An 18,971-nucleotide genomic window follows, 5' to 3' on the forward strand; every position below is an offset into this window, starting at 1 on the left:
GGCTCAGTCCCGCAGCTTCGCCAGGAAGGCGGACAGGTTGCCGACCGTCCGGGTGATCTGCTGCTCCGTCGTGAGGGTCTCCTCGAAGCGGCTTCCCGACCGGAGTTCCCTCTTCCCGCGGACGTAGAGGGAGCAGGCGAGATCGGCGCAGATGTAGATGCCGACCGAATTTCCCTCGCGGCCCGCCGCACCCGCCTTGCGGGCCGTCATCAGCGAGACCCCGTCACCCGGGTGCGTGGTCAGGCACAGCGAGCACATGCTGCGGTGCAGAAGTCCGCGCCGGGAGGAGGGGAGACGCAGGGTGATCCCGACGAGACCTCCTTCGCCCCCTTCCCGTTCGGCCACGAGATAGCTGCGGTCGGGCGCACCGGGGTCCCGCCAACCCAGGAAGTCCAGGTCGTCCCAGGGGAGCTGGTCAAGATCGCGAGGCGTCGCGAGCCGTTTGGCCTCGCCCCGGGAGCAGTTGAGAAATGAGTTGCGGATGTCCTGCTCGGTGAGTGATCTCATGGGAGTCCTCCTGGGTGCCGGGTACCGACGGTCCAAAACCTAGGGGTACTAGGTTTTGGCCGAAGATGCCTAGTTCCATGAGGGGGAACCAATGGATTTCGGGGACACTCCGGCGACGCGGAACGGGCCCACGCCGCAGGAGCGGGCCCTGCGCCATGTCGCGGCCCGGTCCTCCGGGCCCGCACTGGCTCCCGGGCTGCGGCTGACCCTGAATTTCCATCCCGACCGGCTCGTGCGCGGGATTCCGATCCTGGAGGCGCTGGCCCAGGACGGTGTGTACCGCTCGCAGTTCGTCACGGGCACGAGCAACGGCGGACTGACCGCGTACCCCGGCGGCGACCGGTGGCGCTGGGAGAGCCGGATCTTCGGAGGGGCCTACGACACCGCGCCCACCGGCGAACGCCCGGTCTACGGCGGGCTCGACTTCCGCCGCCAACCGGTCGGCGCGGCACCCCGGTTCGGCTCCTCACACTTCCGGCTGACCGGCCAGACGCTCCTACGGGCCACTTTCTGCTACCCCGACAGCGCGGCCGAACCGTCCATGTTCGGCGTCGCGGCCGGGATGTCCCTCATCGAGGCCGCCGAGGCGGACGACCGGGACGCCCTCGACGACTACATCGAGGCGCAGGTGCACGGACAGGTCGTGGCCGCCCGGGACATGGAGGCACTGGTCCTCGATGCCTCCTACCGGGACACGCCCGTCGAGGCCGCGGCGCGTCTCCTGCCCTGCCCGGTCGCCTGGCATCCCGGATACCGGCTCGCAGTCGAGGAGTTGCGCCTGCACCCCGACTTCCGCGGTCCCGAATACGTCGAGCTCGGCGCCCGTATCGCCGAGGACGGCCACCTCGACCCACGGATCATCGGCGACGCCGCCCGCACCGGCCGCTACGACCCCCAGGACCTGAAGAAGGTCTGGCACTGCCTCGCCCGCTTCGGCGCTCCTCAGGGGGCGGGCACGGCGGCGAGAGGCCGGATCCCCGGTGTCAGGACGCCCAGTGGGTAGGTGCGGGCCGCCGGTTGGGGACAGGGGGAGCGGCCCGAGGCTGGGACAGGCGCCGCAGACGGAGCACCGCTTGCCCACGGCGCGTTCCGTGTGACGGCTCCGAAAACCACCTCTGTACGGCAGTCCCCTTGGGACGATTCCGTGGGATGGCTGAACGGCTCGCCCGCGTCCGGCTGTTGCGACGAGGACGTGTGCGCCGACGGACCGTCGGCTGCGGCCCCGTGGGCCGACTGGCAGAGTGGGGCAAGTGACGGCCGTACCCTCGCCACCGCCAGCGCCGACAAGACCGTTCGTCTTTGGGATGCAGTCGCCGGCAAGTCGCGCAGCGCGCTCACAGGACACACCGGCGAGGTGAATGCGGTGGCGTTCAGTCCCGACGGCCGCACCCTCGCCACCGCCGACACCGCCGACACCGGCGCGTACAGCGAGACAGTACGGCTGTGGGACGGGACCACCGGCAAGGTCCGCACCAGTTTCAACGTCGAGGGAATCTACTCGCTGACGTTCAGTCCTGACGGGCGCACCCTCGCCACGCCGACGGGTCCAACGAGACAGCACGGCTGTGGGAGGTCAATACCTCCCTCGAACCCGCCCAGGCGATCAAGCAGATCTGCCATACCTTCAACCGTGACCTCACCGCGGACGAACGCGCGGCCTACCACGACGAGTCAGGGGACCCGTGTGCCCGTCGGACTGACGGCGGGGCCGTCCCGGCCCCGCCGTCACCGGGCCCTCAACGAGAGCGGACCGGCCGGGGCGTTCGATGTCGGACGCGCGCCCCGGTGATCCCGTCAGGCCGCCTTGCTCGCGCTCCCGCGGTGCTCGCGGACGATCTCCGCGTACCGGTGACCGCTGCCCTTGATCGTCCGCTTCTGTGTCTTGTAGTCGACGTGCACCAGCCCGAACCGCTTGTCGTAGCCGTAGGCCCACTCGAAGTTGTCCAGCAGCGACCACGCGAAATAGCCGGCCAGCGGAACGCCCTTGCGGGCCGCCGAGGCGCAGGCCGACAGGTGCTGTTCGAGATACGCGACGCGCTGCGGGTCCTCGACGGTGCCGTCGGGGCGTACGACGTCGGGATAGGCGGAGCCGTTCTCCGTAACGTACAGCTTGCGGGCGCCGTATTCGTTCGTCAGCCTGAGCAGCAGTCGCTCGATACCGGCGGCCTCGACCTCCCAGTCCATCCCGGTGCGCGGCACGCCGGGCCGGCTGACCGTACGCACGTGCGGGGCCGGACCGGTCGGGTCGTCCACCACGCTGGACGGGAAGTAGTAATTGAGCCCCAGCCAGTCCAGCGGCGCGGCCATCGTCTCCAGGTCACCGGCGACCTCGGGGAGTTCGACCCCGTAGACCTCGACCATGTCGGCGGGGAAGCTGCGGCCGTGCACCGGGTCGAGCCACCAGCGGTTGGTGTGCCCGTCCAGCCGCTTCGCCGCCGCGACGTCCTCAGGACGGTCGGTGTTCGGCTCGATGCTGGACAGGTTGTTGACGATGCCGATCCGGGCACCGGGTGCCGCGGCGCGGATCGCCTGCGTGGCCAGGCCGTGGCCGAGCAGGAGGTGGTACGAGGCGCGGACCGCGGCCGTGAGGTCGGTCAGGCCCGGGGCCATCCGCCCCTCCAGATGGCCGATCCAGGCCGAGCACAGCGGCTCGTTGAGAGTGGTCCAGTGCTGCACGCGGTCACCGAGCCGCTCCGCGACGACCGACGCGTAGGCGGCGAGGTGGTGCGCCGTGTCACGGGCCGGCCAGCCGCCCCGGTCCTGGAGCACCTGCGGCAGGTCCCAGTGGTAGAGGGTGACCGAGGGCGTGATGCCCGCCTCCAGCAGACCGTCGATCAACGCGTCGTAGAAGTCGAGCCCCTTGGCGTTGACCGGGCCGTCGCCGCCCGGCATCACCCGTGGCCAGGCGATCGACAACCGGTAGGCGTTGGTCCCGAGTTGGCGCATGATCCCGACGTCCTCGCGCCAGCGGTGGTAGTGATCGCAGGCGGCGTCCCCGTCGTCGCCGTTGTCGATCTTGCCGGGGGTGTGCGAGAAGGTGTCCCAGATGGAGGGGGAGCGACCGTCCTCGGCGACTGCTCCCTCGATCTGGTAGGCCGACGTGGCCGTGCCCCACAGGAAGTCCTCGGGGAGGGCGGCAAGGTCGATGGTCACTGAAGTCCCTTCGTCATCAATGGGGTTGGGATGGCTCACTTGACGGCTCCCGCCGTGAGACCGGCGACGAGATAGCGCTGGAGCAGCAGGAAGCCGGCCACCACGGGGACGCTGACGACGAGCGAGGCGGCCATGATCTGGTTCCAGTACACGTTGTTGAGCGTGGAGTAGCCCTGCAGCCCGACGGCGAGTGTGCGGGTGGTGTCGTTGGTCATCACCGACGCGAACAGCACTTCGCCCCAGGCGGTCATGAAGGCGTAGACGGCGACCGCGACGATGCCGGGGATCGCGGCCGGAACGACGACACGGAAGAGCGCGCCGAGCGGCCCGCAGCCGTCCACCAGGGCCGCCTCGTCGAGATCGCGCGGCACCGAGTCGAAGTACCCGATCAGCATCCAGATCGAGAACGGCAGCGAGAAGGTGAGATACGTGAGGATCAGACCTCCGCGCGAGCCGAACAGCGCGATCCCGGTGGCGTTGCCGATGTTGACGTAGAGCAGGAACAGCGGCAGCAGGAAGAGGATGCCCGGAAACATCTGGGTCGACAGCACGGTGACCGTGAAGACCCGCTTGCCGCGGAAGTCGTAGCGGCTGACGGCGTAGGCGGAGAAGACGGCGATCACGACCGAGCAGGCCGTGGCCGCGCCCGCCACGATCAGCGAGTTCACGAAGTAGCGCGCCAGCGGCACCGTCGACCAGATGTCGATGTACGGCCGCAGCGTCAGGCCGCTCGGCACCCAGCGGAACTTCCCCGAGACATCCGCGAGCGGCTTCAGCGAGCTGGAGACCATGACGTAGACGGGCACCAGGACGAAGCCGGTCAGCAGGGTGAGGAAGATCCGCCGGGACCACAGGAAGGACCGCGGCGGAGCCATCGGCGAGCGGGGGGTGGCCGACCGGGCGGTGGCCGAACGGATGGTGGTGGAGGTGCTAGACATCGGCCGTCTTCCTTCCCCGGGAGGTCAGCAGCAGGTAGACGCCGGTCACGACGAGCAGGAAGAGCAGCAGCAGCACGGACATCGCCGAGCCGGTACCGAAGTTCCAGGTGACGAAGGACGCCTGGTAGATGTGGACCGAGATCAGGTCCGCCGCGTCCGGGGCGGTCTTGCCGAACAGGACGAACGGCGTGTTGAAGTCGTTGAACGTCCACAGGAACAGCACCAGCACCAGCACCTGGTTGACCGGCCGCAGCGACGGCAGGGTGATGCGGCGCAACTGCTGCCACAGACCGGCGCCGTCGAGGGCGGCCGCCTCGTAGAGCTCGCCCGGGATGTTCTGCAGGCCCGCCATGACGATCAGGAAGGCGAACGGCCAGCCCTTCCACACGGACACCACGAGCAGCGCGTAGAAGCTGTTGTCGCCGATCAGCCAGAAGGACGGCTTGTCGGTGAGGTGCAGCTGGTCGTGCAGGACATGGTTCACCAGGCCGTTGTCGTGCTGGAACATGAACACCCAGGTGATCACGGCCGCGTACACCGGCAGCGCGTACGGCACCAGGAACAGGGCCCGCAGCACACCGCGCCCCACGAAGTTGTCCTGCATGTAGATCGCGGCCGCCGTGCCGATCAGCCAGCACAGGCCGACCGAGAGCAGCGTGAAGCCGATGGTGACGAAGAAGGAGTGCAGCAGCGCCTTGCCGACGGGCTCGTCGAAGTGCACCGACACCGAGTAGTTGTCGAAGCCGGCCCAGGGCGCCGTGCCCCAGTCGCGGATGTAGAACTGCGTGAGCTCCTTGAAGCTCATCACGATGCCGATCACCATCGGCACCAGGTGGACCAGGAGTTCGAGCACCAGCGCGGGCAGGAGCAGCAGGTAGGGGAGTCCGATGCGCTTGATCCGCCCGGTGCGGCGCGGGCCGCGCGCCGCACCGGGGGAGCTCTTGCGCACCGTCCGCTCGCCGGATTCGGCGGAGGCGGCGGTCGTGGTGGTCATGGCGGTGTCCGCACTCACTTCTTCGGCATCTGCTGCTGGGCCTTCTCGAGCGCCGCCTTCACCGACGCCGTGGTCACCGCGCGTCCGCCGGCGGCGTCGGCGAACAGACCCTTGATGGCCGTACCGACCGCGGTCTCGAACTGCGACTCGTCGGCGACCTGCGGCAGCGAGGCGGCACTCTTGGCCAGGGTCTCCTTGATGACCGTGTTCGAGGGGGAGTCGAACGCGGTGTCCGTCTGGGCGCTCTTGATCGGCGGGATCGTGGTGTACGCCTCGTTGAGGATCTTCTGCTCGGCGTCACTGGTCAGGAACTTCACGAACTTCGTGGCGCCGTCGAGGTTCTTGCTGTTCTTGAACACCGCGACGTTGATGCCCGCGACCATCGAGTTGACGTTTGCGCCCGTGCCCGGGGTGCCGGACTGCACGGGCACCGGGGCGATGCCGTACGCGTCATCGCTCATGCCCTGCGACTTGAGGTTGGCGGCCGCGGACTGCCACAGCAGCATCGCGTTCGTGCCCTTGGCGAAGTCGCTCACGGACTGGTTCTGCGCGTACTCGGCGTTGCCCGGGGCGATGATCTTGTCCTTCGCCATCAGGTCGACGTACTGCTTGACCGCGGAGACGACCCCGTCACTGGTGAAGTCGGCCTTGCCGTCGGCGGTGAAGAAGTCGGCGCCGTGCTGCTTGGCGAAGACGAAGGCGTGGTGGATGTTCTCCGCGGGGTTCGACCCCTCCGCGCCGAGGCCCCACTTGCCGCCCTTAGAGAGCTTCTTGCCGTCGGCGATCAGCTCGTCCCAGGTCGCCGGGGGGTTGGCGATGCCGGCGTCGGCGAACATCTTCTTGTTGTAGTAGAGCGCGTACGACATCGAGTACAGCGGAACCGCGGCGGGGTCCTTGCCCTCGGCGCCCGTGGAGCCGAGCACGGAGTCGACGAAGCGGTCCTTGCCGCCGATCTTGGCGAAGTTCTTCGCGTCCCACGGCAGCAGCGCGCCGGTGGCCTGCAGGGAGGCGCTCCAGCTGTTGCCTATGTTGAGGACGTCGGGGCCCTGACCGGAGGTGGTGGCCGTGAGGATCCGGTTCAGCAGGTCGGTCCAGGGAACGACCTCCAGCTTCACCTTGATGCCGGTGTCCTTCTCGAACTTGGCGAGCTCGGGCGCGAGGACCTTCTTGTCGATCTCGATGCTGGCGCCCTGGTTGGACGCCCAGTACGTGAGCGTCTTCGGCGAGGCGTTGGACCCGTCGCTCGACGAGCCGCCGCCACAGGCGGTCGCGGCGGTCAGCAGAGAGATGGTGACCGCACCTGCGGCCGCGGCTCGGATTCTGCGCATGGCTGCTTATGTCCCTTTCCCGGAGGGAGCCATGAGGAGCGTCCGCATTCACTTCCCGAACGATCCTCATGGCTTAATTTAGGACGTGAGTTAAGACCCGGAAGAAAGTCGCGTCAAGGGATCGCGCAGGGGTATCTTGCAGGTCGGGCAGGCCGGAAGGGACATCACATGGCGGGGCGGAACGGGCGGACAGTGCGTGACCTGCGGCGGGGCAATCGCACCGCCGTACTACAACGGTTGTATTTCGACGGGCCGATGAGCCGCTACGAGCTCGGTCCCGCCACCGGGCTGAGTTCCGGATCCATCAGCAACGTGGTCGCCGAACTCGTCGCCGACGGGCTCGTCGAGGAGGCCGGAAGCGTCGACTCCGACGGCGGCCGACCCCGCACCCTGCTGCGGGTGGTGCCCGGCAGCGGTCACATGATCGGCGTCGACGTCGGCGAAACCCGCGTCCGCATCGAGCTGTTCGACCTGACCCTCACCGAACTCGCCCGCACCGAAAGGCCGTTGGAGCACCAGGGGTACGAGGCCGACCGGCCGCTCCGGCGCCAGGAGTACGACGTCGACGTCATCGTCGGCCACATCCGCGACGGCATCGCCGAGGTCCTCGCCGAGGCGGACGTCGCCCCCGGGCAGCTCCTCGGCGTCGGCATCGGAGTGCCCGGGATCGTCGCCCGCACCCCCGAGCGCGGCGCGGTCGTGCACGGCCAGACGATCGGCTGGGACGCCGTCCCGCTGGAGTCCCTGCTCCGCTCCGCCTGCGAACTCCCCGACAACGTCCCGTACTTCGCGGACAACGGCGCCCGCACCCTCGGCCAGGCCGAGATGTGGTTCGGCGCGGGACGCGGCGCCCGCAACGCGGTCGTCGTGCTCTTCGGCTCCGGCGTCGGCGCCTGTCTCGTCACCGAGGAGGTGGAGAACGGCCGGTCGGTCGAATGGGGGCATCTGACCGTACGGGTCAGGGGCCGCCGCTGCCGCTGCGGCGCCCTCGGCTGCCTGGAGGCCTACGCGGGCGCGGAGGCACTCCTGGACCGCTGGCGCGAGGAGGGCGGGCGTCCCCCGGAGGGCACCGACGAGGAGACCGCGCTCACCGCGATGCTCGCGGCCGCCTACCCGCCCGAGGGCACCGAGCCCGACCGCATCGCGCTCGCCGTCCTGGAGGAGACCGCCGAGTACCTGGGCGCGGGCCTCTCCGACCTGATCAACCTCTTCCAGCCCGAGCGCATCCTCATCGGCGGCTGGGCCGGCCTCCAGCTCGGCTCCCGCTTCCTGCCCGCCGTCCGCCGGTACGCCTCCTCGTACGCCCTGCGCTATCCCGCCGAGCGGGTCACCATCGACCTCGGCCGTCTCGGCCCCGACGCCGTCACGGTCGGCGCCGCGATCCTGCCGCTGGCCGACTTCTTCGCGCGCGGCGGCCGGCGCGCGGAGCCCGCGCCGACGGGCCCGTCTCCCGCATGGCGCACGGCACTGGAGGACCGGGCGCCGCACTGACCCTCGCCGGCAACGGACGCCGCGCCGGACCGCGCACCGGACGCCGTCCCGCGCGCCCGCATGACGTCCGATGAGGTCCGACGACGACGATGTCCGATGACGTCCGATGACGTCCGAGGTAATCGACGGCGTCACGGGCTCCCGGAACCATGAAGGGCACAGCGACTCGCCCGTCGCACCACCGGATTTCGGGAGGACCCCATGCCGTATTTCGCGAGCCCCGTCGACGGCACCCGACTGCATTTCGTCGACTACGGTCCCGCCACCGGCCAGGTGGTCGTGTTCGTCAACAGCTCCTACTTCGGCACGGAGATGTGGGAGTACCAGATGCTGCCGCTCGCCGACGCCGGCTACCGGTGCGTCGGGTTCGACCGGCGGGGGCACGGCCGCTCCGACGACGTCTGGGGAGGCTTCGACCTCGACAGCCTCGCCGACGACCTCGACGGGCTGCTCCGGCACCTCGATCTGCGGGAGGTCACCCTGGTCGGGCACTCCATCGGGACCGCCGAGATCGTCCGCTGCCTGACCCGGCACGGCGTCGAGCGGGTGGCGAGGGTGGCGCTCGTCGCCGGTATGGCCCCGGGCCCCGCGCGGTCCGCGGACCATCCCGCAGGCGTCGACCCGGCACGCGTCGAGGCGGGCAACCGGGCGTTCCGCCACGACCGGGCCGCGTTCTTCGAGGACGGCGCCCGCGCGTTCTTCGCCCTCGACCTCCCCGGCAACGACCTCTCCGAGGCGTACGTACGATCCATGATCGACCGCTGCCACGGTGCGACCGCACGCGCCGGAGCGGCCCTCGGCGACCTCGTCGTCACGCTGAACGTCGCGTCCGAACTGGCCAAGATCGACCTGCCCGCACTGGTCGTGCACGGCACGCACGACGCGTCCGCGCCACTGGACCTGACCGGCCGCCGGGCCGCGGAGCTGCTGCCCGACAGCACGTTCAAGGTCTACGAGAACGCGGGCCACGGCCTGTTCGCCACCCACCGCGAACAACTCACCGCGGATCTGCGGGAGTTCATGTCACGATCCTGACGCCACTGACGCCACTGATGCTCCTGGCGCCCGCGCGGCTCACCCGAAGGCGTTCACCCCGGTCAGTTCCGCCGACAGGTCCCACAGCCGGGCGGCCTGCTCGGGGTCGGTCGCGTAGTCACGTACGCCGGCCCTGGCGCCTTCCGCCGGAGCGGGCTCGGCGATGTCGCAGTCCTCGCAGTACACCCCGCCCATGCCGGCCAGCTGCGGTGAGGTCGCCGCCCAGACCTGGGTGGCCGCCCCCTGCTGGGGCGTCTTGAAGCCCACGGGGTTCAGCGGCGTGCCGTTCTCGTCGATCCAGCCGCGCTCGACCATCTCCTGCTTGGGCAGGTGCCGCTGGAGCGGGGTGAGGATGCCGCCGGGGTGCAGCGAGAAGGCCCGTACGCCGGACTCCTGGCCGCGCCGGTCGAGCTCCACGGCGAACAGCACGTTCGCCGTCTTCGCCTGCCCGTAGGCCTCCCACTTGTCGTAGCCGGTCTGCCAGTGCACGTCGTCCCAGCGGATGCCGGAGTAGTGGTGGCCGGCGGAGGACACGGACACGACCCGCGCCCCGCCCGGCTCGATCGCCGGCCAGAGCCGGTTGACCAGCGCGAAGTGACCGAGGTGATTGGTCGCGAACTGGGCCTCCCAGCCGGGGCCGACCCGGGTCTCCGGGCAGGCCATGATGCCGGCGCTGTCGATGACGATGTCGATGACCCGGCCCGAGGCGAGGAACCGCTCGGCGAAGGCGCGCACGCTTTCCAGGTCGCCGAGGTCGAGCTCGTCGGTCTCGGCGCCGTCGATGTCCGCCAGCGCCTCGCGCGCGGTCTCCGGGCGCCGCGCGGGGACCACGACCCGGGCGCCCGCTTCGGCCAGTGCCCGGGTCGTCTCCAGGCCGAGGCCCGAGTAGCCACCTGTGACGATCGCGAGTTTGCCGGAGAGGTCGATTCCGTGGAGGACGTCGTCGGCGGTGCTTCGGGCGCCGAATCCCGAACCGATCTTGTGCTGTGCGGTGCTCATGCCTCGCACGCTACGAATTGGAGTGGACTCGAAGTCAAGCGGACACGGTCGTCGCGGCGAAAGGCGGGCCGCGGAACCGGTCCGGTCCGGTTCGCTTCGGTCTGGTCCGGTCTGATCCGGCTCGGTCGGTCCGCTTCGGTCCGGGCAAGGGAAAGACCCCGACCGGACGGGGGAATCTCGGTCGGGGTCGTCTGTGGTGGGCACCGATGGCGGTCGCCTCTCGGCGAAACGCTCCACAGGGCTTCAGCCGGACGATCGTCCCTGTGGGCAAAGGTGAGGCCCGGGGACACTGTCCCATCCGCACCCACGGTTTGTTCAACGGGTAACTACCTGTGGGTGTTCCCCGGAAGCACGTCCCCGGCGGTGACGTGCGTCACGGCGTCTCCCGCGTCCGGGCCCAGGTGAGCAGTTCCTCCAGGGACCACGTGGTGATGACGCGCTCCGCGGGCACCCCGCACTCCTCGGCCCGCGCGCAGCCGTAGATCTGCCAGTCCAGCTGTCCGGGGGCGTGCGCGTCGGTGTCCAGGGAGAACAGGACCCCCGCGTCGACCGCCTCGCGCAGCAGCCGGCGCGGCGGGTCGAGGCGCTCCGGGCGGCTGTTGATCTCGACGGCCGTGCCGGTCTCCGCGCAGGCCGCGAAGACCGCGTCCGGGTCGAACTCGGACTCGGGCCGGCCGCGCTCCCCGATCAGCCGCCCGGTGCAGTGCCCGAGCACGTCCGAGAGCGGATTGCGTACGGCGGCGACCATCCGGCGGGTCATGGGCCGCGCGTCCATGCGCAGCTTGGAGTGCACGGACACGACCACCACGTCCAGCTGTTCCAGCAACTCCGGCTCCTGGTCGAGCGATCCGTCGTCGAGGATGTCGCACTCGATGCCGGTCAGCAGGCGGAAGGGGGCCCAGCGTTCGTTCAGCTCGGCGACGACCGCCAGTTGCTCGCGCAGCCGCTCCGGCGACAGGCCGTTCGCCACGGTCAGCCGCGGCGAGTGGTCGGTGAGCACCGCCCACTCGTGGCCGAGCCGCGCCGCCGTACGACCCATCTCCTCGATCGGGCTGCCACCGTCCGACCAGTCGGAGTGCAGATGGCAGTCCCCGCGCAGCAGCTCCCGCAGACCCTCACCGCCCTCGGTGAGCGGCCCCGCGGACTCCCGCTCTACCTTCTCCAGATAGCCCGGCACCTCACCGGCCAGCGCCTCCCGCACCACCTGCGCGGTTTTCGGGCCGATGCCCTTGAGTGACTCCAGTGCCCCGGTCGCGGCGCGCTCGCGTACCTCGTCGGCGGGCAGCCCGGCGAGCAGGGTCTGCGCGGTACGGAAGGCCCGGACACGATAGGTGGGGGCCAGCCTCCGCTCCAGCAGGAACGCGATCCGGTCCAGGGCCTCGACGGGGTCCATCGGCACTCCTCCCTGCGGTCGCGTCGGCCGCCGCACGCTCCCTCCAGCGTTGCCCAGCCGTCGCCGGACCGCACGGCGGATGCCCGGCACGGCGACGGTTCCGGGTCCCCCGGTGGGCGGGGCGGGCACGTCACCCAGCTGGACGAACGCCCGGATTTCCGCTGCTCCGCCGTGTTCCGGGCGATGCGGGCGGCAGGCTTCCGGCGCTCCACCGCTGACCAGCGGGAACAGCGGGAACCGCTTTACGCTCTAGCTATGACCGAAAGCGCGAGCCCTCACATCGCCCACCCACGGATCATGGTGCTCGGGGTGCAGCCGGGCACGCCGCCGTTCCGGATCATGGAGATCGACGGCGAGATGGTCGGCGAGGCGAAGGCGATCACGGACGTCCTGGAGTACGCGGCGGCGTACGGCATCACGGTCCACGATCTCGACGACCCCGACGTGGTCCGCTGGGTGGGCGGCGACAAACTCACCTGGCATCCGCGCTGACGCCGCCGTTCCGGCCCGCGATCCGCGCCGGTCCCAAGGCTCGCCCCGGTCCCAAGGCGCGCCGCGGTCCGAGGATCGGTACAGCGCGAAGGGGTGGGGTCGCTGCGGGCCGGCTGCGTGAAGGGCCCGGCAGGGGTTGCCCAGGCGGCCGCACCCCGACCGAAGCCGGTGTCAATGGTGACCGAAGCCGGTGTCAATGGTCGGGCCGGGCCGTGGAGGCCGCAGCAGGTTGTCCAGGAGCGGGGAACTGGTCGGCGGAGATCCTCTGCCGGAAGACGTGGTAGGTCCAGCCCTGGTAGCAGAGGACGACGGGGAGCAGGACGAGGACGACCACGGTCATGACCTTGAGCGCGTAGGCGCCGGACGCGGTGTTGTGGACCGTCAGGTCGAAGGCGCTGCTCGTGCTGGAGACCATGACCCTGGGGTAGAGCTCGGTGAACAGCGATGCCACGGTTGTGGCGATCGCGAGCGTGGTGGCGCCGAAGGCCCAGCCGTCGTGGCCGCTGACGATCAGCCAGGCCGCGGCCGCGACGGCCACGACGGCGGCGAGTTCGGCGAGGTTGAGGAGGACGCCGCCGCTGGCGAGTGAGCGTGTCCAGAAGACGAAGGCGAGGACCGCCAGGCCGGCGGGCAGGACGGTGAGCCGGGCCAGCCGGCGGGCCTTCTCGCGGATGTCCCCGCTGGTTTTCAGGGAGAGGAAGGTCGCGCCGTGCAGGACGCAGAGCACGGTGAGAGTGATCCCGGTGAAGACGCCGTAGCCGGTGAACAGGTCGGCGAAGGTGCCCGCGTACTCCTGGTCGTGGTCGATGGGTACGCCGTGCAACAGGTCACCGAGCGCGATGCCGAGCACCAGGGGCACGGTCACGCTGCCCGCGGTCAGCAGGACGGTCCAGTTCCGGCGCCATCGCGCGCCCTCGACGCGACCGCGGTACTCGATGGCGACGCCGCGGACGATGAGTCCGGCCAGCAGGAGCACAAGTGCCAGGTAGAAGCCGGAGAACAGGGTGGCGTACCAGCCCGGGAAAGCGGCGAACATCGCGGCGCCGGCGGTGATCAGCCAGACCTCGTTGCCGTCCCAGACCGGTCCGATGGTGTGCAGCACGGCCCGGCGGTGCGATTCGTCGCGGGAGAGCAGCCCGTGGAGCATGCCGACCCCGAGGTCGAAGCCCTCCAGCACGAAGAAGCCCGTCCACAGCACGGTGACGAGGATGAACCAGAGGGTGGTGAATGCCATCGCGGGCCTTCCGGCGGCTGGGGACCTCAGTAGGTCATCTCGGATGCGGGCTGGTCGTCCTGGTGCAGGGGGCCGGTGCCCTTGCGCGTGTGGCGGGTCATCAGCACGGCGGCGATCACGGCCATCGCGGCGTAGAGGAGGAAGAAGGCCAGGATGCTGATGGCGACTTCGGTGGTACTGACGGAGGAGGAGACACCGTTCTTCGTCAGCTGGAGGCCCTGCACGATCCAGGGCTGGCGTCCGTTCTCGGTGAGGAGCCAGCCGGAGGTGTTGATGAGGAACGGCAGCACTACGGCCCACACCGCCGTGTTCAGGAACCAGCGTGCGTGCGTGAGCCGTTCGCGCCGCAGCAGCCACAGGCCCCACAGTCCGAGGAGGAGGGCGAGCGAGGCGAGGTAGGCCATGACACGCATCGCCCAGTACTGGATGAAGACGTTGGGCACGTAGTCGCCCGGACCGTAGGCCTGTTGGTACTGGCTGTTGACCTCGTTGAGGCCGAGGACCTTGCCGTTCCAGTGGTTGGTGGCCAGCAGGGAGAGCAGGTGCGGGATCTCCAGGATCTGGGTGGGCGTCTGGTCGTTGTTGCCACCGCCGATCTGGAAGAGGGAGAAGGAACAGGGCTGGCAGGTCTCCCACTGCGCCTCGGCTGCCGCGATCTTCATCGGCTGGTACTTGCCCTCGGTCACACCGAGTTCACTGCCGACGAGCATGGCGAACAGCAGGGACGGCACCAGGACGATCAGCGACAGGCGGGCCGACAGCCGAAACCCCGAGGCCGCCTCCTTCGCAGCGCCCGCGGCACCCCCACCGTCGCCCTCGCCCTCCTCCTTGCCCTGGGCCTGGGCCGGGGCGCTCTCGTCCTTTGGGGCCTCGTCTTCGGCGCCGCCCTTGTCCTCGCGCAGGACCCTGCGCAGCTGCCAGGCGGAAACGGAGAGCATGACCATCGAGCCGGTCACCAGCGCGGCCAGTAAGACGTGCAGATAGCCGCGGAGGAAGACGGGGTTGGTGAACAGAGCCCAGATGTCGTCGAGCTGCGGGCGTCCGGTGGACGGGTCGATCTTGTAGCCGACCGGGTGCTGCATCCAGGAGTTCGCGGCCATGATGAACAGCGCCGACAGCGCGCTGCCGCCCGCCACCGCCCAGATCGTCGCCAGATGGACGCGCTTGGACAGCTTGTCCCAGCCGAAGATCCACAGGCCGAGGAACGTCGACTCCAGGAAGAACGCGGCCAGGCCCTCCATCGCCAGGGGCGCACCGAACACGTCACCGACCGTGCGGGAGTAGCCCGACCAGTCCATCCCGAACTGGAACTCCTGGACGAGGCCGGTCACCACGCCCACAGCGACGTTGATCACCAGCAGGGTCCCGAAGAACCGCGTCAGCCGCAGGTACGCGACCTGACCGCCTCGGTACCAGGCGGTCTGGAGCAGGGCCGTCAGCAGGGCCAGCCCGATGGTCACCGGGACGAACAGGAAGTGGTAGATCGACGTCATCGCGAACTGCAACCGCGCCAGGTCCAGCTGACTCATCCACACACACCCATCGCATCGCACCGCAACGCACACTGATCCAGCCACCCAGACAAACAGACTGGTTCCCTGGCGGCCGACAAGCCGCACCCCCGGACGCCCCGGGCCATCCGTTCGGCGTACGCGCCAGTAATCGCGGTTCAATGTCGTGCTCACGATCAGGGCATCATGGTGTGGGTGAACCTGGCCAACAGCCCCGAGGTCTTCGACACGAGCGGCAATCCTGCACCCCGTGTGTCGTATCGAGTGGCCACGGCCCGACACCGCTCCAGCCCGGTGATCCCGGTGGGCGCCGAGACTTCCCCGATGCCGATGCCGATGCCGATGCCGATGCCGATGCCGAGACGCTGGATGTGGACCGGCCGCTGCGGTACATGGCGCTGCGCGGCCGGCATCGCGTACGAGCTGACGCAGCTAGCGTGCCCGACCATGTCCTCTCCCGCGCCGGACCACCGGTGGATACCGCAACCTCTTATTCGAGAAGGAAACTGCCATGTCGAACACCCTGCTCTTCAACCCGCGCACCTACGACCCGACGCACTTCGACCCGGAGACCCGCCGCCTGCTGAGAGCCACCATCGACTGGTTCGAGACCCGCGGCAAGAAGGCACTGCTGCGCGACTACATCGATCGCACCTGGTACGCGGACTTCCTGGAGTTCGCTGCCAAGGAAGGTCTGTTCGCCACCTTCCTCACGCCGTCCGCCGATGCCGCCGGCGATGAGAACAAGCGCTGGGACACCGCCCGGAACGCCGCCCTGAACGAGATTTTCGGCTTCTACGGTCTCAACTACTGGTACACCTGGCAGGTCACCATCCTCGGCCTCGGCCCGGTGTGGCAGAGCGCGAACCCCGAGACACGCGCCCGTGCGGCGCAACTGCTCTCCGAGGGGCATGTGATGGCCTTCGCCCTGTCCGAGAAGAGCCACGGCGCCGACATCTATCAGACGGACATGGTCCTCACCCCGGACGGCGAGGGCGGCTTCCGAGCCAACGGTTCCAAGTACTACATCGGCAACGGCAACGTCGCCGGACTGGTCTCCGTCTTCGGCCGCCGCTCCGACATCGAGGGCCCCGACGGCTACGTCTTCTTCGCGGCCGACAGCCGGCACCCGGACTACCACCTCACGCAGAACGTAGTGAACTCGCAGATGTTCGTCAGCGAGTTCCGCCTGGAGAACTACCCGGTGCGCGCCGAGGACGTGATGCACACCGGCCAGGCCGCCTTCGACGCCGCCCTCAACACCGTCAACATCGGCAAGTTCAACCTGTGCACGGTGGGCGTCGGCATCTGCGAGCACGCCATGTACGAGGCGGTCACCCACGCCCACAACCGCATCCTCTACGGCAACCCGGTCACCGACTTCCCGCACGTGCGCCGCGAGTTCACCGACGCCTACGTCCGGCTGGCCGCCATGAAGCTCTTCAGCGACCGGGCCGCCGACTACTTCCGTTCCGCCGGTCCCGACGACCGTCGCTACCTGCTCTTCAACCCGATGACCAAGATGAAGGTCACCACCGAGAGCGAAAAGGTCATCGACCTGCTGTGGGACGTCATCGCGGCCAAGGGCTTCGAGAAGGACACCTACTTCGACAAGGCGTGCCGGGACATTCGCGGCCTGCCCAAGCTGGAGGGCACGGTCCACGTCAACCTCGCCCTCATCCAGAAGTTCATGGGCAACTACCTGTTCCAGCCCGCCGATTACGCGCCCGTGCCCACCCGCCTCGACGCGGCGGACGACACGTTCCTGTTCGGGCAGGGCCCGGCGCGTGGCCTGGGTGCCATCCGTTTCCAGGACTGGCGCATCGCCTACGACCGGTTCGCCGCGCTGCCCAACGTCGCCCGCTTCCGGGAGCAGGCCGACGGACTGTGCGAGCTGCTCTCCCAGCACGCCCCCGACAAGGCCCAGTTGCGGGACCTCGACTTCTCCCTCGCTCTCGGCCACCTCTTCGCCCTGGTGGTCTACGGCCAGCTGGTGCTGGAGGAGGCCGAGCTGACCGGCCTGGACGAGGACCTGCTGGACGAGATCTTCGCCGTCCTGGTCCGCGACTTCTCCGGCTACGCCACCGATCTGCACGGCAAGGCCGCCGCCACCGAGGCCCAGGCCGCCTGGGCGCTGGCACACATCCGCCGCCCGGTCGTCGACCCGGAGCGCCTGGCCCGCGTCTGGTCCCAGGTCGAGGCGCTGTCAGGCGCGTACGAGATGCAGCCCTGACCCACCCGGGGGCCCGCGGCCGCGCGAAGAACCCGCGGCCGCGGGCCCGACGACGCGGCGGACCGTCCGCGGCCGGCGAACGACGGCGGGACGGCATCGAGTCCTGGGAGCCGTCAACGGGCCGGCAATTCCTCCGCGGGCAGTCGCCCCTGCCTCACGGCGTCGACGAGTGCCTGGTGGTCGCGTTCGTTCTGGTCGGCGTACGCCTCCGCGAAGGTCACCAGAGCACGGTCGAAGGAGTCCTTCTTACCCAGGTAGGAGGCGATCGCGATCCGGTCGCCGGACCGTGCGTGCGCACGGGCGAGGGTGAGGCCGCAGAGGCTGCCGAAGGTCTCCAGCTGAAGGGGCGACATCGTCTCCGGCATCGCGATGCCCTTCCAGTCGCGCAGTTGCCGGACGTAGAAGTCGCGGCGCTTGCCGTCGACGCCGTCCACGCGTTCCCAGCCGAGGAAGATGTCGCTCGCCGCCTGCATCAACCGCTGCCCCGCGACCACGCGTTCGCCCTGGTTGCGGTACTGGCTGGCTCCGACGTGGTCGGCGAGGACGGAGGTGTCGGCCTCCTTGGCCTGCAGGAACAGCGGGTCGCGGCCGTCCCGTCCGAGCAGCAGGATGATCCAGCACCGGGTGCCTACGCTGCCGACTCCGACCACCTTGCGGGCGACGTCCGCGAGTTGGTAGTCGTCCAGGAGGAAGCGCCGGTCGGACGGCAGCGTGATCCCGTACCGCTCGATGAGTCCTCGGAACTGGCGCTCCAGCGTGGTGCGTTCGGTGTCCGGCATCAGGTCGGTGAGGGGGACCAGCAGCGGGGGGTCCGGTGCGATCCTCGGTCGGCCGTCGACCTCGCGCGTGAGTTTGTCGAAGACCTGCACGGCGTCGCGCGAGCGGGCCTTCGTCAGGGCGTGGTCGAGCTTCTTCTGCCCGCTCTTTTGAAGCTGGCCCGTTGTGAGGTCCCTGAGGCGGTCGGCGTCGATCTTCGCGTACCAGACGTCGAGGTTGCCCATCCCGGCGAAACGGCGCATGGCTTCGCGGTACGAGCGCACGGTGCCGCTCACGATGCGGGCGCGCTCGTCGTCGTCGAGGCCGTTCGCCCGGGCTGCGATGACGAAGCTCGCCGACAGCCGTTTGACGTCCCACTCCCAGGGGCCCGGCAAGGTCTCGTCGAAGTCGTTGATGTCGAACATCAACTTCCGCTCCGGCGAGGCCAACAGCCGGAAATTGAGCAGATGCGCGTCTCCGCACAACTGGGCGTTGATTCCCGAGACGGGACTGCCGGCCAGGTCGGATGCCATGATCGCCGCGGCGCCCCGGTAGAAGCGGAACGGGGACTCGGTCATCCGGCTGTACCGGATCGGCACCAACTCCTGCACCCGGGCCGCGGACTGCTCCTCCAGGATCGCCAGCGGGTCCCGTCTCTTCGGGCCGGGCCTGTACACCGCGTGTTCCGACCGTGGAGAGCGGCGCCGCGCCTCCTTGCCGAGTGCCACGCGCTCCGCGGGTGTCGCGTGGGGTGACGTACGCATCGCGGTGGTCGCGTTCTTTGGCATCGAAGGCTCTCCTGCCTGGCCCTGCGGCTCCGGGGTCGCCCGGGACAGGACGGCCGGAGCGCTTGCTTCCGGCGCCGAGTGCGCGAGGTGGGGCGGAGCATCGAAGGTCCGCGAGCGCA

General features: G+C 69.5%; 17 protein-coding genes. 6 read left to right on the forward strand and 11 right to left on the reverse strand.

The genetic code is table 11. The annotated features are described in order from the left end of the window. Nucleotides 1-3: 3 nt before the first annotated feature. Nucleotides 4-507 (reverse strand): FBP domain-containing protein, encoded by a 504-nt coding sequence (locus ACZ4N5_RS21275; protein WP_467758620.1) that lies wholly within the window; start codon nt 505-507, stop codon nt 4-6. A 91-nt stretch (nt 508-598) separates the two neighbouring features. Between ACZ4N5_RS21275 and ACZ4N5_RS21280 the strand changes: the two genes are divergently transcribed. Together ACZ4N5_RS21280 and ACZ4N5_RS21285 are read left to right on the forward strand one after the other, a co-directional pair. Further along, complete coding sequence (locus tag ACZ4N5_RS21280; protein ID WP_467758621.1) at nt 599-1,510, forward strand: DUF3626 domain-containing protein; 912 nt, start codon at nt 599-601, stop codon at nt 1,508-1,510. 189 nt (nt 1,511-1,699) lie between these two features. Then, a complete protein-coding gene (locus ACZ4N5_RS21285) occupies nt 1,700-2,296 on the forward strand; it encodes a WD40 repeat domain-containing protein (protein WP_467758754.1) in 597 nt (198 codons plus the stop codon). 5 nt (nt 2,297-2,301) lie between these two features. Here ACZ4N5_RS21285 and ACZ4N5_RS21290 read toward each other — a convergent pair whose 3' ends face one another. From ACZ4N5_RS21290 to ACZ4N5_RS21305, 4 genes are read right to left on the reverse strand one after another with little or no spacing between them, the layout of a single operon-like run. Beyond that, nucleotides 2,302-3,660: a GH1 family beta-glucosidase gene (locus tag ACZ4N5_RS21290; RefSeq protein ID WP_467758622.1), complete on the reverse strand. Its 1,359-nt coding sequence runs from the start codon at nt 3,658-3,660 to the stop codon at nt 2,302-2,304. A gap of 35 nt (nt 3,661-3,695) precedes the next feature. Beyond that, nucleotides 3,696-4,535: a carbohydrate ABC transporter permease gene (locus ACZ4N5_RS21295; protein WP_467758755.1), complete on the reverse strand. Its 840-nt coding sequence runs from the start codon at nt 4,533-4,535 to the stop codon at nt 3,696-3,698. A gap of 55 nt (nt 4,536-4,590) precedes the next feature. After that, on the reverse strand, nt 4,591-5,592 hold the full coding sequence (locus tag ACZ4N5_RS21300) for a carbohydrate ABC transporter permease (protein WP_467758623.1): 1,002 nt from the start codon (nt 5,590-5,592) through the stop codon (nt 4,591-4,593). Between the two features lie 14 nt (nt 5,593-5,606). Further along, nucleotides 5,607-6,920: an ABC transporter substrate-binding protein gene (locus tag ACZ4N5_RS21305; RefSeq protein ID WP_467758624.1), complete on the reverse strand. Its 1,314-nt coding sequence runs from the start codon at nt 6,918-6,920 to the stop codon at nt 5,607-5,609. Between the two features lie 168 nt (nt 6,921-7,088). Here ACZ4N5_RS21305 and ACZ4N5_RS21310 point away from each other — a divergent pair, with 168 nt between their 5' ends. Together ACZ4N5_RS21310 and ACZ4N5_RS21315 are read left to right on the forward strand one after the other, a co-directional pair. Next, nucleotides 7,089-8,411 (forward strand): ROK family transcriptional regulator, encoded by a 1,323-nt coding sequence (locus ACZ4N5_RS21310; RefSeq protein WP_467758625.1) that lies wholly within the window; start codon nt 7,089-7,091, stop codon nt 8,409-8,411. A 201-nt stretch (nt 8,412-8,612) separates the two neighbouring features. After that, entirely contained in the window at nt 8,613-9,446 is an 834-nt protein-coding gene (locus tag ACZ4N5_RS21315) for an alpha/beta fold hydrolase (RefSeq protein ID WP_467758626.1), read from the forward strand. Nucleotides 9,447-9,485: 39 nt separating this feature from the next. Here the strand turns inward: ACZ4N5_RS21315 and ACZ4N5_RS21320 are convergent, their stop codons facing one another. Continuing rightward, a complete protein-coding gene (locus ACZ4N5_RS21320; protein ID WP_467758627.1) occupies nt 9,486-10,445 on the reverse strand; it encodes an SDR family NAD(P)-dependent oxidoreductase in 960 nt (319 codons plus the stop codon). 373 nt (nt 10,446-10,818) lie between these two features. Beyond that, a complete protein-coding gene (locus tag ACZ4N5_RS21325; RefSeq protein WP_467758628.1) occupies nt 10,819-11,838 on the reverse strand; it encodes a PHP domain-containing protein in 1,020 nt (339 codons plus the stop codon). A 255-nt stretch (nt 11,839-12,093) separates the two neighbouring features. Here ACZ4N5_RS21325 and ACZ4N5_RS21330 point away from each other — a divergent pair, with 255 nt between their 5' ends. After that, nucleotides 12,094-12,330 carry a hypothetical protein gene (locus ACZ4N5_RS21330; protein WP_467758629.1) on the forward strand — a complete coding sequence of 79 codons (237 nt, stop codon included), beginning with the start codon at nt 12,094-12,096 and terminating at the stop codon, nt 12,328-12,330. Between the two features lie 193 nt (nt 12,331-12,523). On the opposite strand, the gene cydB is transcribed toward ACZ4N5_RS21330, so the two are convergent. The 3 genes from cydB to ACZ4N5_RS21345 form a co-directional block, all read right to left on the reverse strand. Continuing rightward, nucleotides 12,524-13,564, reverse strand: coding sequence for a cytochrome d ubiquinol oxidase subunit II (cydB, locus tag ACZ4N5_RS21335; protein WP_467758630.1), 1,041 nt, complete (start codon nt 13,562-13,564; stop codon nt 12,524-12,526). Nucleotides 13,565-13,590: 26 nt separating this feature from the next. Next, nucleotides 13,591-15,093, reverse strand: coding sequence for a cytochrome ubiquinol oxidase subunit I (locus tag ACZ4N5_RS21340; RefSeq protein WP_467758631.1), 1,503 nt, complete (start codon nt 15,091-15,093; stop codon nt 13,591-13,593). Between the two features lie 158 nt (nt 15,094-15,251). Further along, complete coding sequence (locus ACZ4N5_RS21345) at nt 15,252-15,524, reverse strand: hypothetical protein (protein WP_467758632.1); 273 nt, start codon at nt 15,522-15,524, stop codon at nt 15,252-15,254. Nucleotides 15,525-15,586: 62 nt separating this feature from the next. Here ACZ4N5_RS21345 and ACZ4N5_RS21350 point away from each other — a divergent pair, with 62 nt between their 5' ends. Further along, complete coding sequence (locus ACZ4N5_RS21350; protein ID WP_467758633.1) at nt 15,587-17,308, forward strand: acyl-CoA dehydrogenase; 1,722 nt, start codon at nt 15,587-15,589, stop codon at nt 17,306-17,308. 113 nt (nt 17,309-17,421) lie between these two features. Here the strand turns inward: ACZ4N5_RS21350 and ACZ4N5_RS21355 are convergent, their stop codons facing one another. Next, nucleotides 17,422-18,852: a DUF2252 domain-containing protein gene (locus ACZ4N5_RS21355; protein WP_467758634.1), complete on the reverse strand. Its 1,431-nt coding sequence runs from the start codon at nt 18,850-18,852 to the stop codon at nt 17,422-17,424. Nucleotides 18,853-18,971 lie beyond the last annotated feature (119 nt).

It is taken from the genome of Streptomyces sp. NPDC026500, assembly GCF_055567635.1.

Coding starts and splice junctions, on each gene's coding strand:
- ACZ4N5_RS21275 (WP_467758620.1), bottom strand. CDS start 507: ATGAGATCACTCACCGAGCAGGACATCCGCAACTCATTTCTCAACTGC.
- ACZ4N5_RS21280 (WP_467758621.1), top strand. CDS start 599: ATGGATTTCGGGGACACTCCGGCGACGCGGAACGGGCCCACGCCGCAG.
- ACZ4N5_RS21295 (WP_467758755.1), bottom strand. CDS start 4,535: ATGGCTCCGCCGCGGTCCTTCCTGTGGTCCCGGCGGATCTTCCTCACC.
- ACZ4N5_RS21300 (WP_467758623.1), bottom strand. CDS start 5,592: ATGACCACCACGACCGCCGCCTCCGCCGAATCCGGCGAGCGGACGGTG.
- ACZ4N5_RS21305 (WP_467758624.1), bottom strand. CDS start 6,920: ATGCGCAGAATCCGAGCCGCGGCCGCAGGTGCGGTCACCATCTCTCTG.
- ACZ4N5_RS21310 (WP_467758625.1), top strand. CDS start 7,089: ATGGCGGGGCGGAACGGGCGGACAGTGCGTGACCTGCGGCGGGGCAAT.
- ACZ4N5_RS21315 (WP_467758626.1), top strand. CDS start 8,613: ATGCCGTATTTCGCGAGCCCCGTCGACGGCACCCGACTGCATTTCGTC.
- ACZ4N5_RS21320 (WP_467758627.1), bottom strand. CDS start 10,445: ATGAGCACCGCACAGCACAAGATCGGTTCGGGATTCGGCGCCCGAAGC.
- ACZ4N5_RS21325 (WP_467758628.1), bottom strand. CDS start 11,838: ATGGACCCCGTCGAGGCCCTGGACCGGATCGCGTTCCTGCTGGAGCGG.
- ACZ4N5_RS21330 (WP_467758629.1), top strand. CDS start 12,094: ATGACCGAAAGCGCGAGCCCTCACATCGCCCACCCACGGATCATGGTG.
- cydB (WP_467758630.1), bottom strand. CDS start 13,564: ATGGCATTCACCACCCTCTGGTTCATCCTCGTCACCGTGCTGTGGACG.
- ACZ4N5_RS21340 (WP_467758631.1), bottom strand. CDS start 15,093: ATGAGTCAGCTGGACCTGGCGCGGTTGCAGTTCGCGATGACGTCGATC.
- ACZ4N5_RS21345 (WP_467758632.1), bottom strand. CDS start 15,524: ATGGTCGGGCACGCTAGCTGCGTCAGCTCGTACGCGATGCCGGCCGCG.
- ACZ4N5_RS21350 (WP_467758633.1), top strand. CDS start 15,587: ATGTCGAACACCCTGCTCTTCAACCCGCGCACCTACGACCCGACGCAC.
- ACZ4N5_RS21355 (WP_467758634.1), bottom strand. CDS start 18,852: ATGCCAAAGAACGCGACCACCGCGATGCGTACGTCACCCCACGCGACA.